General features: G+C 60.0%; 10 protein-coding genes and 2 pseudogenes. 7 read left to right on the top strand and 5 right to left on the bottom strand.

Translation table 11 applies throughout. From position 1 onward, the window contains the following. Positions 1 to 11: 11 nt before the first annotated feature. The 6 genes from PAF17_RS17655 (at position 12) to nadC (ending at position 8451) form a co-directional block, all read left to right on the top strand. On the top strand, positions 12 to 1580 hold the full coding sequence (locus tag PAF17_RS17655) for a glucan biosynthesis protein (protein WP_271890418.1): 1569 nt from the start codon (positions 12 to 14) through the stop codon (positions 1578 to 1580). Beyond that, on the top strand, positions 1556 to 3667 hold the full coding sequence (gene mdoH / locus PAF17_RS17650) for a glucans biosynthesis glucosyltransferase MdoH (protein WP_271890417.1): 2112 nt from the start codon (positions 1556 to 1558) through the stop codon (positions 3665 to 3667). The genes PAF17_RS17655 and mdoH overlap by 25 nt, the downstream gene beginning before the upstream one ends. A 30-nt stretch (positions 3668 to 3697) precedes the next feature. Then, entirely contained in the window at positions 3698 to 4813 is a 1116-nt protein-coding gene (gene opgC / locus PAF17_RS17645) for an OpgC domain-containing protein (RefSeq protein ID WP_271890416.1), read from the top strand. A 155-nt stretch (positions 4814 to 4968) separates the two neighbouring features. Continuing rightward, complete coding sequence (gene nadA, locus PAF17_RS17640) at positions 4969 to 6027, top strand: quinolinate synthase NadA (protein ID WP_408636442.1); 1059 nt, start codon at positions 4969 to 4971, stop codon at positions 6025 to 6027. A 19-nt stretch (positions 6028 to 6046) separates the two neighbouring features. Continuing rightward, the gene (locus tag PAF17_RS17635) at positions 6047 to 7603 is read left to right on the top strand and encodes an L-aspartate oxidase (RefSeq protein WP_408636441.1); all 1557 of its coding nucleotides are present in this window, start codon (positions 6047 to 6049) and stop codon (positions 7601 to 7603) included. Further along, complete coding sequence (nadC, locus tag PAF17_RS17630) at positions 7600 to 8451, top strand: carboxylating nicotinate-nucleotide diphosphorylase (RefSeq protein WP_271890414.1); 852 nt, start codon at positions 7600 to 7602, stop codon at positions 8449 to 8451. Before PAF17_RS17635 ends, nadC begins: the two co-directional genes overlap by 4 nt. A 31-nt stretch (positions 8452 to 8482) precedes the next feature. Here nadC and PAF17_RS17625 read toward each other — a convergent pair whose 3' ends face one another. Both PAF17_RS17625 and PAF17_RS17620 read right to left on the bottom strand, forming a co-directional pair. Continuing rightward, positions 8483 to 9235 carry a ParA family protein gene (locus tag PAF17_RS17625; protein WP_271890413.1) on the bottom strand — a complete coding sequence of 251 codons (753 nt, stop codon included), beginning with the start codon at positions 9233 to 9235 and terminating at the stop codon, positions 8483 to 8485. A gap of 1 nt (position 9236) precedes the next feature. Continuing rightward, complete coding sequence (locus tag PAF17_RS17620; protein WP_271890412.1) at positions 9237 to 10757, bottom strand: CHAD domain-containing protein; 1521 nt, start codon at positions 10755 to 10757, stop codon at positions 9237 to 9239. A 267-nt stretch (positions 10758 to 11024) separates the two neighbouring features. On the opposite strand from PAF17_RS17620, the gene PAF17_RS17615 reads away from it, so the two are divergent. Further along, the gene (locus PAF17_RS17615; protein ID WP_271890411.1) at positions 11025 to 11504 is read left to right on the top strand and encodes a CYTH domain-containing protein; all 480 of its coding nucleotides are present in this window, start codon (positions 11025 to 11027) and stop codon (positions 11502 to 11504) included. A 360-nt stretch (positions 11505 to 11864) separates the two neighbouring features. On the opposite strand, the gene PAF17_RS17610 is transcribed toward PAF17_RS17615, so the two are convergent. From PAF17_RS17610 to PAF17_RS17600, 3 genes and pseudogenes are all read right to left on the bottom strand, one after another. Further along, positions 11865 to 12173 carry a zincin-like metallopeptidase domain-containing protein gene (locus PAF17_RS17610; RefSeq protein WP_271890410.1) on the bottom strand — a complete coding sequence of 103 codons (309 nt, stop codon included), beginning with the start codon at positions 12171 to 12173 and terminating at the stop codon, positions 11865 to 11867. Positions 12174 to 12560: 387 nt separating this feature from the next. Next, positions 12561 to 12746 (bottom strand): annotated as a pseudogene (locus PAF17_RS17605) (IS110 family transposase); the annotation flags it as partial. After that, positions 12726 to 13210: pseudogene (locus tag PAF17_RS17600) on the bottom strand (transposase); the annotation flags it as partial. The pseudogenes PAF17_RS17600 and PAF17_RS17605, both read right to left, overlap by 21 nt. Positions 13211 to 13369 lie beyond the last annotated feature (159 nt).

The raw sequence follows: 13369 nt of genomic DNA, 5'->3' as shown, positions 1-13369 counted from the left end.
GATCATCAGATATGAAGCGTCGTGAATTCCTCAATGCCGCCACTGCGGCGGCTGCCGGCGGTGCCTTCGTTGCAACGCCGGTCAAAGCGCAGAGCCAAACCGAAGGCGCCCCCGCCGAAACCGATCAGCCGGGTGCGCCGGCGCCCGCACCTTTCGGTTTTGAAGACGTTGCTGAACTGGCAACGGAACGCGCGAAATCGGTTTACAAGCAGCCGGTCGCGGAACAGGTAGGCAGCTTTGCCGATCTGAACTACGATCAGTATCGGGGTATCCGCTTCAAGGGCGAGAACGACCCGCTGACCCGCACCAAGCGCTTTGCGATGGATCTGTTGCCGCCCGGCATGATCTTTTACGAACCGGTCAATATCAGCATCGTTCGCGACGGCGTGCCGGTCAAACTCGGGTTTGACCCGAAGCTGCTGGAATTCGACCCGTCCCAGTTCCCCGATGGCGCCGATCTTGAAACCAGGGGCGACATGGGCTGGTCGGGCTTTCGCCTGCGCACGATCTTGAATCGCCCCGGCGTGATGGACGAATTTCTGGTCTTTCAGGGCGCCAGTTATTTCCGGGCCGTCGCGCGCGGGACGCTGTATGGCCTGTCGGCACGTGGCCTTGCGATCAAGACCGGCAGCCCCGATGGCGAGGAATTTCCCCTGTTCACCGATTTCTGGGTCCATGAACCCGACGAAACATCGGAATGGGTCCGGATTCACGCCCTGCTGGACAGCAAGTCCCTGACCGCGGCGTTCCAATTCGATGTCAATCCCGGGGCCGTCACGATGGTGCGCACGCGCGTTGCAATCTTTCCGCGCGTCGACCTGCAACATACGGGCATTGCCCCATTGACCTCCATGTTCTGGTTCAGCCCGGCCAGCCGCCGCAATGTGGATGATTACCGCCCCGCCGTTCACGACAGCGACGGTTTGCAGATGCATACCGGGGCCGGCCAGGCATTGTGGCGCAGCCTCGCATCGCACAAGGCGTTGCAGATTTCGTCCTTTGTCGACGACAATCCCCGTGGTTTTGGATTGATCCAGCGCAATCGGCATTTCACCGATTATCAGGATGCGGAGGCGATGTATCATCAGCGCCCTTCGGCCTGGATACAGCCCGAAGGCGAATGGGGCGCGGGCGAGGTTCGCCTGATCGAAATTCCGGTCGAGAACGAGTTCAACGACAATATCGTCAGCTACTGGTTACCCAAAGAGGTGATGAAAAAGGACGAGCGGCATGAATTCCGCTATCGCCTCAGCTTCGCGCCGTTGCCGCCCAATGACGTCCCCTTGGCCAAGGTCCGGCAGGTTCGTGCAGGCCGATCGATCAATGTCGAAACCACGCGCAGCTTCATCATCGATTTCGACCTGTCCCTGTTCAGGGACGAATTGCCGCAATCGCAGGTCACGACTTCGGCCGGGCGGATCGTGCATGCCTATCTGAAACCGCTGAGCGACCAGAATGTATTGCGGCTGGCCTTCGAATTCGAACCCGGAGACGCAACACTGGCCGATCTGCAGGCCCTGCTGATCGACAAGGATGGCGTAGCGCTAAGTGAAACATGGCTGTCGCGCTGGTCGGCATGAGTGACGATCAGAACATGACCCGTCATACCGGTGCCGTCCCGCCCGAGGCTCCGATGGCGATGCCCGTGCAGGATTTCGCGGCGGCCTGCACCAGGCATCGTCCCCGCCCGCAAAACTGCTGGCGGGTCTGGCTGGCGCGGCTGATCACATTTGGCGGCACGGCGGCCATCGCCCTGATCGGTCTTTGGCAGATGTTCGCCGCTTTTGGCGACAAACCCACGCCCATGCAGATGGCGTTGCTGGTGCTGTTCGTGCCGACATTCGCATGGATCGGTTTTTCGTTCTGTGCTCTGCTTGCCGGACAGCTGGTGCCTCGCATCACGACACCCGATGGCCCGAACACGGCCCGCGTCGCGGTCGTCATGCCGATCTATCACGAAAATGCGACGCAAAGCATTGGATTGCTGGCGGCGCTGGCCGGGGATCTGGCACGCAAGGGTCTTGCGGACCGTGCCGAGATATTTGTGCTGTCAGACAGCCGCGACCCCGCCATCGCCGTCAACGAAACACTTGCCATTGCTGCGGCGCGCGAGACCTCGCCCCTGCCGATATGGTATCGGCGCAGAACCAGCAACGAAGACCGTAAATCCGGCAATGTCGCCGAATTCGTGCGCCGTTGGGGCGGGCGCTATGATCAGATGGTGGTGCTTGATGCCGACAGCATCATGACCGCCGATGCCATCGCCCATCTGTCGGCCCGCATGAATGGCGACCCGGATCTTGGCTTGATCCAGACCATGCCGGTTCTGGTCGGCGGAGAAACGATCTTTGCGCGCCTGACCCAATTTGCCGGCCGGGTTTACGGCCCGATGATCGCACGCGGGGTTGCAGCCTGGTCCGGGAACACGGGAAACTATTGGGGCCATAACGCCATCATCCGCATCAGCGCATTTGCCGCAGCTTGTGGCCTGCCGCGTCTGCGCGGGCGCCCGCCTTTTGGGGGCACCATCCTCAGCCATGATTTCGTCGAGGCCGCAGCACTGTGCCGGGCCGGCTGGAAGGTGCGGTTGGATGCCGATCTGCGCGGCAGCTATGAAGGATGTCCCCCTACATTGCTGGATATGGCCGCGCGTGAACGGCGTTGGGCGCAGGGCAATTTGCAGCATACCCGATTGCTGGCAATGCGTGGCGCGCGTGCGTTCAGCCGGGTGCATTTCGCAGTCGGCATCCTGGGTTTTCTGATGAGCCCGATCTGGCTGGCACTGATCCTCGTGGGTTTGATCCTTTCGGCGACGGTTCTGTTGTCAACGCCCGAATATTTCCCCAACGCCTATCAGCTGTTCCCCGATTGGCCGGTCTTTGACGCCAAACGCATGCTGTGGCTGTTCACTGCGGCGATGGCGTTGCTGTTGTTGCCCAAACTGATCGCGACATTGCGTGCCTGGACACGCCCCCTTGGCAACGAGGCGGGCGGTCCCGTTCGGATCTTTGCCAGCGCCCTGTTCGAGATTTTCCTGTCAGCCCTGATCGCGCCGGTTCAGATGTTGATCCAGACCCGCCAGATCATCGACATTCTGCGCGGCCGCGACAGCGGCTGGCAGGCCCAAAGCCGCGCTGGCACGATGCCCGGCTGGGGGCTGGTGCTTAGCCGCCACTGGGCGCATGTGCTTTTGGGCGTGGTGACCTTGATCGTTTTGGCGCGGTTTTCGCCGGCGCAGTTGATCTGGCTTTCACCGATCCTGGCCGGATTGATCCTGTCGCCACTGACCTCGCGACTGTCGGCCAGCCCGGTTTTCGGGCGATGGGCGCGCATGCGCGGACTGCTGGTCACGCCAGAGGAACGCATGCCTCCCGCGATCCTGTCCGAAGCGGCGGCCGCGGCACGCGCGCTGCCCCGCGCCTTGACCGGCGCTGACGCGATCCTGTTCCTTGGCCGCGATGCAAAGGCACGGGCGCGCCATATCGCGCTGCTGCAGCCACCGACCCAGTTGCCGGCCGCGCAGCGCCTGCCGCGCATCACGGCGGCAGCCAAGATCGAGAATGCCGAAACACAGACAGAGGCCCTTGGCTTTCTGGATCGCAACGAAACCGACGCTCTGATCTCGGATTCGGCGCTGCTTGAACAATTCAGCCGCCTGCCGGGTTGATCACGGGCGTCGCGAAGGTAAGCCAATTCAATGAATCGTCTGATTGCCCTTGATATGCTGCGCGGCTATGCGCTGGTCTGCATCATGCTGGACCATATGCCGGTCTCGGGCCTGCGCGGCCTGACTTTGGCCAATTTCTCGATCTTTGACGCGGCGGAATTGTTCGTCCTGCTCTCCGGTTTCCTGGTCGGTCTGGTCTGGCTAAGCGTCGAAAGACGCGACGGGCTGCGCAAGGCGCAGTGGCGCTTTGCGCGGCGTGCCTTTGAAGTCTGGCGGGCGCTGGTTCTGGGCGGTATCATCATGGCGCTGCTGTCTGCCGGTTTGCTGGCGCTTGGCATGAAACATACCGCCGTCTGGAACCAATATGCCGTCTGGGTTCTGGAAAATCCGCTAGGCTATCTGGGGGTTCTGGCAACGATGTGGCTGCAACCCAACCTGCTGGATGTTCTGGCAGTCTACGTGGTTCTGATCGCGTCCTCACCCATCCTTGTCCCGGTTCTGAAACGCTTTCCACTGAGTTTTGCGGCGGGATCACTGGTGTTGTGGTGGTTCGCCCCGGTTCTGAACCCGATGATCCCCAACCACAACAAGGGCGGATTGCTGTTCAACCCGTTTGGCTGGCAGTTGCTCTTTTTTACCGGCGTGGCCATGGGATTGTTCCGGCAGGATTTCATGCCTGTACTGCTGCGCCACCGGCGACTGATCACGGTGCTGGCCTCGGGGATGTTCCTGTTTGGCACAACCATCGTCATCGCCGCAAAGATAGGCGAACCGGCCCTGCCCCTGCGCGAGGCGCTGAAACAGGTCTATGGCAGCATCAACAAATGGCATCTGGACGGCACGCGCTATATGGCGATCGTGGCAGCCAGCTGGCTGGTCGCCGTGCCGTTGGCTACGCCGCTTGAACGTCTGGCCCGCACATGGTTCGGCGTCGGGCTGCAACAGATCGGTCGGGGCGGGCTTTGGTCATTCCTGGCATGTGTGCTGTTGTCGGTGCTGAGCGATGCCTTCCAGATGAACCCACCCGATCAGGGTCTGCCGCGGCGACTGGCGGCGGATTTCTGGGCGATATTGGCGCTTTGGTGGCTTTCGGCGATATGGCTGGCCTATGGGGCACCGTGGCAAAAGGCGCGAAAGAACCGATAATCCGGACAAAACCGACGAAAAGCGTCCCGCAAACATGCCATAATATTGCCTGAACGTCAGGATTTCGGTAACAACCGCCTCCATGGCTGAACAGCCATGCACAGCCAGAACCGGATTGTTGCCCGCCCCCGGGCCACGGTTCGCCATGGGAGGACATGATTTTGCTAGATCTGACGGCCATTCGCGACGAATTGCAGGCCCATTATGACCTTGAACCGTCGCTAGAGCTTGCCGAAAGCATGTCCGACATTCACGCACGCATGGACCGTGTGGTGCCTCTGCCCGACTGGGCGGTTGCAGCCCCCTATGTTGCCGCGATCAATCGGCTAAAGCGCGAACGCAATGCGGTCATTCTGGCGCATAACTACATGACGCCCGATATTTATCACGGCATTGCCGATGTGGTCGGCGACAGCCTTGCACTGGCAATCGAGGCGACACGGGTCGAGGCCGATGTCATCGTGCAGTGCGGCGTGCATTTCATGGCAGAGACATCGAAAATTCTCAGTCCGGAAAAGACGGTGCTGATGCCTGACATGGAAGCCGGCTGTTCGCTGGCGGAAAGCATTACCGCAGAAGGTATTGCCCAGATGCGCGCGCAATATCCCGGCGCGCCCGTGGTCAGCTATGTGAACACCACGGCCGAGGTGAAAGCCGCGTCCGACATCTGCTGCACCTCGGCCAACGCGGCCCAGATCGTCAGCGCCATGGATAGTGATACGGTCATCATGACGCCCGACAAATACCTGGCCCAGAATGTTGCCAAGCAGGTGCCCCACAAACGGGTCGTCTGGTGGGATGGCCGCTGTATCGTTCATGAACGCTTTACCCCGCAGGATCTGCGCGATTTCCGCAGCTGGCATCCCGATCTGAAGATCATCGCACATCCGGAATGCCCCCCGGACGTCGTGGCCGAAGCTGATTTCGCGGGCTCGACCGCCGGGATTCTGGATTGGGTGGGGCGTGAACGCCCCGCTCAGGCGATGCTGGTGACCGAATGTTCGATGGCGTCCAATATCTCGGATGCACATCCCGAGGTCGAGTTCCTGGGGCCCTGCAACATGTGCCCCTATATGAAAAAGATCACTCTGGAAAAGATCCTGTGGTCCCTGCACAGCATGTCAGGGGCCGTCGAGGTCGATCCGGAAATCGCTGCCGATGCCCGCAAGGCTGTCGAACGCATGATCGAACTGTCCCGCAAACTGGCCGCCTGAGGCCATACCAAGGTTGGACATGATCAACACCAATCGCGTCGTGATCGTGGGCGCAGGTCTGGCTGCGCTTTATGCGGCGCTCAAGCTGGCACCGCGCCCGGTTCTGATGATCTCGCCCGATCCGCTGGGGCAAGGGGCAAGTTCCGGCTGGGCGCAGGGCGGGGTCGCGGCGGCGATGGATCGCGCCGACAGTGCCGAGGCACATGCCCGTGATACATTGCGCGCCGGTGCAGGCAGCGTCGACCCGGCCATCGCAAGGATGGTGACCGAAGAGGCGCGGACCCATATCCTTGACCTGACCAGACTTGGCACACCCTTTGATCGGCGCGAAAACGGCGATTACGTCCTGTCCCGCGAAGCCGCCCACAGCTTTGCCCGCGTGGTTCGGGTCCGCGGCGATCAGGCAGGTGCGGAAATCATGCGCGCGCTGATTGCGCAGGCAGGCGCCACATCCTCGATCCAGGTTCTGGAGGGGGTGGTTGCCACCGGCCTGATCCGATCGGCCAATCGCGTCCAAGGCGTTCGGATCGCCCGCAGCAACGGATCACAGACGGTGACCATCGATGCGCCGGCGGTCTTGTTGGCGGGCGGTGGTTCGGGCGGGCTGTTTGCCGTCACGACCAATCCGCCGCGTATCCGGGGCGAGGTCATCGGCATGGCCGCAAGAGCCGGCGCGATTGTCGCCGATGCCGAGTTCGTGCAATTTCACCCGACTGCAATTGATTGCGGCGTTGACCCGGCGCCATTGGCAACCGAAGCCCTGCGCGGAGAAGGCGCACACTTGATCAACGCCGCGGGTGAACGCTTTATGATCGATGTTCACCCCGACGCGGAACTGGCCCCCCGCGATGTTGTGGCGCGCGCGATCTATGCGCAATGGCGGCAAGGTCAGCGTCCGATGCTGGATACACGCGCCTGTCTGGGTCAACGGATCATCGAAGAATTTCCCGCCGTCGCCAATGCCTGCCTGAACGCGGGCATCGATCCTGTCCGCGAACCGATCCCGGTCGCCGCCGCAGCGCATTATCACATGGGCGGAATCGCCGTCGCGGCCAATGGACGCGCCAGCCTCGAAGGGCTTTGGGTCTGTGGCGAGGCATCTTCGACAGGGTTGCATGGCGCCAATCGCCTGGCGTCGAACGGATTGCTGGAAGCGCTTGTCTTTGGACGCATCTGCGCGCTGGATATCAGGCACAGCGTCACCGCACCGGAACAAGACGAACCGCCGGTGGTGCTGCCTGATTTGCAACCCGGCCCGACCGCCCAAGACGATCTGGTCCAGGAATTGCGGAAGGTGATGACGGCGGGCGCAGGTGTGGTGCGCAATGGCACCGGTCTGCGCAACGCCCTGCGCGAAATCGCCCGGATCGAATCCCGCCAGTCCGATTGTGAAACCCTGCTGAACATGACCGCCACCGCCACCTTGATCTGCGCCGCCGCGCTGGAACGGCGCGAAAGCCGTGGCGCACATTACCGCGATGATTTCCCGGACCAGATCAACCCCGCAATCCGCAGCCGAATGACACTTGATACCGCGCTTGCGATGCGCGATGCCCTGCTATCGGAGGATGTATGACCACCCTGCCCCCTTTGCCCGACATGATCCTTGAACCGCTGGTGCGCGCGGCGCTGTTGGAAGATCTGGGCACGAATGGCGACATCACGACCCGCACCGTCATTGCGGCCGGCACGCAATATCGCGCCCGGATCGTCGCACGACAGTCAGGCGTGGTTTCGGGAATGCAGCTTGCGCGGCTGGCCTTTGGCCTGGTCGATCCATCGCTGCACGTCCGGATCCTGATTGACGATGGCAACAGCTTTGCTGCGGGGGACGAACTGGCCGTGATCGAGGGCGAAGCCGCCTCGATCCTTTCGGGCGAACGTGTTGCTCTGAACTTCCTCGGCAGGCTTTGTGGCACCGCCACGATGACCGCCGATTTCGTTGCCCGGACCGAGGGTTTCGCCACCCGGATCACCTGCACGCGCAAGACCACCCCGGGCCTGCGCCTCGTCGAAAAGCAGGCGGTGCTGCATGGAGGCGGCTTTAGCCATCGTTTTTCATTGTCGGATGCGATTCTGATCAAGGACAATCACATTGCCGCCGCCGGAGGAATTGCGTCGGTCCTGCAAGCCGTCAGGGAACGCGCGTCACATATGATGCGTGTCGAGATCGAAGTCGATGATCTGGATCAATTGCAGCAAGTGCTGGATCAGGGCGGCGCGGATGTCGTGTTGCTGGACAATATGTCGACACCGATGCTGACACAGGCAGTGACCATGAACGGCGGACGCCTGATCCTGGAAGCCTCGGGGAATATGCGCCTTGATCGCATTGCCGAAGTCGCCGCGACAGGCGTCGACTATATCTCATCGGGGGCGTTGACCCATTCGGTCGGCACGATCGATCTGGGGCTCGACTTCTAGATCGCGCGCGACGGCCTTGTCGACGGGCGCACTATGTCAACTTCAGGCGGGATGACAACTCTTGCCAGAACGCGTCATAGGCGCGACCGCCGGTCTTGCGTGCCGCATAGGTTGCAACCGGTGCGCGATGGGCACCCATCCGTTCAATATCGGTCGTGAACGGAATGAATGCATCCAGAAACCGCTTGCCATAGGTTTCGCGCATCCGCGCCATCGTTTCGCCATGCAGGGTCTTTTGGCGCTGCACCATCGAAAAGAACGGCACCAGCTTCTTGTCGGACAGACCTTCGTCACGGAAAAACTCGGTGATCTGTTCGAATGTCCGTTCGGAAAGCGTCGTGGGGACGACGGGAACAAGGATCGCATCGGCGGCGCGAAAGACATTTTCTGACAGGGTCGACAGGTTGGGCGGGCAATCAAGGATGATCAGATCGTAATCCGCATCCACCGATTTCAACGCCTTTTTCAATCGCGAGCGGCTGTTCTTCATCCGCGACAGGAACACGTCGAAATCACGATAGCTCATATTGGCGGGCAGGATGTCGAGATTCGGATAGTCACTGGCCTTGATCGCATTGGTGAATTTCTTCACATCGGTGAAGAACCGGTCATCCTGAAGCTTCTTCGAAGGCTTGACCCGGTAATAGAACCCCGAAGCCCCTTGCGGATCCAGATCGCACAGCAAGGTATTGACCCCGGCGCTGGCCGCCGCATGGGCCAGATTGACCGCCGCCGCCGATTTGCCAACCCCGCCCTTGTTTGAATAGCAAGCAATGATTTTCATGTCAGGCGGTCACCTTCTGAAACTGATTTCGAAAACTGTCCTGAACAGCGGCACTGTCGAATTCGGCAAAACTGCGGGTCACGCGGGCGCGTTCATCAAGCTGGCGCTGGTGCAGAATCGCGATCAGGGCACCAACGCTTTTGGCCATGTCCAGTTTCTTGCCGCGATCGGACATCTTGGCACGATCCAATACCTCTTGCAGGGCGACCTGTTGAACCGAGTAATCGTTGAACAGCCCCAGATTATCCTGCAACCCCTTCAGGTCATTGATCCTGGCCTTGACCTCTTTTCTGGAAAAGAGCGGTGCGAAAAATTCCATCAAGTAACGCAGTTTCTTGCAGTTGATCCGCAATTCATGCACCAGCTCATCGGGCGTGTTGTCGTCGATCGCACGCCCCATCTTGCAGACCTTGCGATAACGTTTCCATATCAGTTCGCGCGCATATTCATGCACCGGCCGTTCTGCCGCAGGCCCCATATGCAGGCGCGAGGTATCGGAAAACAGCGCCTGCAGGGATGTCATCTGCCGCGCATATGCCTGTCCTTCGAAACGGCGGGTCAGCTTTCGCAGCTCTGATTTGCGACTTTTCTGAAAACGGCCGAACATTTCCTCCAGCCCGCCATGCAGGCTTTCAGGCAGCAGGCGATAGTAGTCGTCGCGCTCCATCAGATAGACATCGATGTCACGCAAGCGGCCGGTCGGGGCCATCAGCTCGGAAAAGCTGCGCTTCAACGCGACGGTCTGACTGTCAGAGTACACACCCCTGAACAAACTCAGAACCGAGCGGATCTTGCGCAGGGCAACGCGGTAATCATGCAGAAACTCGGTATCCAGATCCGCGATGATCCCCTCTTCGTTGCGTTGCGCGACGGCAAGATAGGCCGAGATGACATGCGTGGCGGCAACGACGGCTTTTTCATCTGGTGCAAAGACCGTCTTGGGTTTGGCGATATAGGGCAGATGATCAGGCACAAGCGCATGATAGATGTGCGCCGTCGCCCCCGATCCGCCATCAGCTGCGGCAAGCAGATATGCCTGTAACTGGCCATGCGCCTTTTCATATCCGCGCAATTTTTCGGTCTGGACCAACATGACATTGCCGTCGGTGCCATGCAGTTCCAGCAAGGTGAACCGTGTGCGGGTCTTGCCTTCATCATCGACCAGCGCGCCATTCCTGCGGCTCAGACTGCCCGATGTCAGTTCCAGCAAACAGCGCAGATCGGGCAGGTCAGCAAGCGCGTTTTTTACAGGGCCGTCAGGTAAATCCGCCACGAACCGCTGATTGCCAGGTAACGCCTGAAACAAAGAAGCTGCGCGATCATCCAACAGCAACAGCCCATCGCCCATCCAAAGCAACGCCCGCCCCGACTGGCGCAAATCGCCATCAAAATTGTCCAGCAGCGCAAAACCGGTTTTTACATCCTCTTCCAGCTGTGGCTGCAGCTTGGCGACCTGTTCGGCGAATAATGTCTGTGGAGAATCCGCAAGGATCATGAAATCCACCGTATCGTGCCTTGCCAATTCTGCCCCCTTGCGCGCTTCAAACCCGGGCCACAAAGCCTCATATGAATTTGCAAGTGTTAACATCGCAGAGATGTGAACGACAGGGTGCAATTCGGGGTGACGCCACGGAAACCAAGAATCTGCCGATTTTTCATGTAAACACCTGATCTGCGGGCCGGAGCCTGCATTTTCTCGACACCCGGGGTGGAGCTTCTGCTAGAAACCTCTATATCGCCCGCTCTGCTTCGCGCATACCATCGACTGCAATCAAAACCCGAGTGCCGAATGCCCAAGGAAATTGAACGCAAGTTTCTGCTCGTCAACGACAGTTGGCGAGAGCATGTTTCGCAGGCGGTCAACCTTCGGGACGGGCTGATCGCATTCGAGGGTGGCCGCAAGGTGCGCATCCGCTTTTACAACGAACGCGCCACGCTGACCGTCAAGGGACCGCGCCAAGGCATAACCCGAGACGAATTCGAGTATGAAATTCCTCACAGCGACGGTCTGGCCATGCTGGACGCGCACTGTCCAAGCGGTGTGATGGAAAAAACCCGATACCACGTCCCCTATGGCGGGTTTGAATGGATCGTGGATGAATATCGCGGCATATTGGATGGCATCATTCTGGCCGAGGTCGAACTGCCCTCCGAAGACATCGACTTTCCCAAGCCCCCCTGGGCCGGACAAGAGGTGACCGGCCAGCCGGAATACCGTCAGATCAACATGCTGAGGAAACGCCAGGAGGCCCTGGCTCAAGCCAGCTAGGGTCGTGCTTGCGTCCTGCAAGAACGCGCGGCGCGGCCTCGTTGCACAAATCGGCTTGGGGATTCACCGCGTGAATCCAGCGTGATCGCTGAAACAGCGCGGATCACTTTCGATTTGGTCTGACCCCGAGATGGTCGCAAGCCTCCGCTCGGGCCGCCCTGTATGGCCAGTTCACGGCAGGCGACCTATCGCCAAACCGCCATGCGTTCGCTTGCCAGCAATGCTGTGATGATCCTGGACGAGAGCCACGAAGCGGACGGGATAGAACAGCAAAAGATCGACCCTGAAACCGGAGAGATCATTCCGACACGGGCCGACTTCTGCCGCGATGTACTGAGCCACGCGCTTGGCGTCATGTATTCATCGGCAACATATCCTTTCCCTGTAGCAACCTAGCTCGTCCTTTGGGGTCGAGGATTCCCGATGTTGAATGTTGGCGAGGGCAGTGGTGTAGTCCACCGCCTTCTGTGCCGCGCTGGCGGCGCTGAAAATGAACTTCTTGTCGTCCCGCAGGGCTTTAAGCCATCCTTCGATGTATGCGCCGCTCTGCCCAAAATCTGGGGTCAGTCCGAGGGAAAGGGAGGTCATGCAAGCACCGATTTCGGCAACAAGCTCTACCTGCTTCAACACCGCCATGATCTGTGCGTCGCTGTATCGTCCGTTCTTCATCGTAAATCTCCTCAGATATCTTGCCGAGAAAATTCTACTTTTGAACACCACTAATCTTAGGAAGATTGACAGGGCAGTGTTTCGGGGTCCCCAAGAGACAGGCCCTAGCAGGCTGCTTCTGTGGTTGCCGCCCGTAGTGCAAGAAATTTTTGACCGTTCGAGCATGTGATCGAGTGCGAACTTCTGTCAGGCCTCAGTGTGCGGCATTTCCAGAAGCCGTGGGCCGGGATGATGATCAGCGGATCGGGTCCACATCTGAAGAACGAGCCCTCAGGCTCGCAGCAGCCTGCTGGTTTTCCCAATCCGGATCTGTTCGATCATTTTGCCCATTCAGATCATCGTCTTCTGACACCCCCTCGCACCGTCACTGCCGGTTTGACATGAGCATCATGCCGCGCCTGCCAGCGCCGGATCCCTGTAATCCTCGTCCGTCGTCAGCATCGCCCAGATCTGCCGCGCCATCTTGTTGGCCAGTGCGATCGCGACCAGCATCCAGGGCTTGCGCGCCAACATGCGTGCCAGCCAGCTGCCCTCCGGTATTGTGCGCTGCCAGCCCTGCCGTTCCAGCATCACATGCACGCGCCGATAGCCGAACCGACGGCGCTCTGCCGCCACGGCCTTCATTGCTTGACGCAAGTCGGTATCGTCGGGTCGCACGCTGCGATAGCGCACGCTCGACCGATCGGTTCCAAGGGCAGCACACGCCCGCCGCTGGCTCACCTGATGCGCTTCGCACAGATGTGCCACGGCCTCCCGCCTGGCCGCGGGCGTCACCATTTTTTTGATGCAACGTCTCGCAGCATCGCGTTGTCCAGCATCTGCTCGGCCAACAGCCTCTTCAGCTTTGCGTTCTCATCCTCGAGCGCCTTCAGCCTGCGGGCATCCGACACTTCGAGCCCGCCGAACTTCGCCTTCCACTTGTAGAACGTCGCCGAACTGATCCCGTGCTCGCGGCACACTTCCGCTGTCGCTACACCGCTTTCCTGCTGCTTCAGGATCGCGATGATCTGCTCTTCGCTGAACCTTGATCTCTTCATTCTGTCCGTCTCCTTCGTTGGGACGGACTCTACCTCAAAATGAATAGCCCCTAGATTCGTAGACGCCTTCTTCCCTAATTTTGAGGCAAGGAGGCCGAGATGGGCAAAGGCAATTTCAGCGCCGAGTTCAAGCGTGACGCGGTCGCGCAGATCACCGAG

Source organism: Paracoccus onchidii, from assembly GCF_028294535.1.
Classification (GTDB): domain Bacteria; phylum Pseudomonadota; class Alphaproteobacteria; order Rhodobacterales; family Rhodobacteraceae; genus Paracoccus; species Paracoccus onchidii.
The sequence above is the reverse complement of the archived record's forward strand: the minus strand, read 5'-3'. Positions and strand labels throughout refer to the sequence as shown.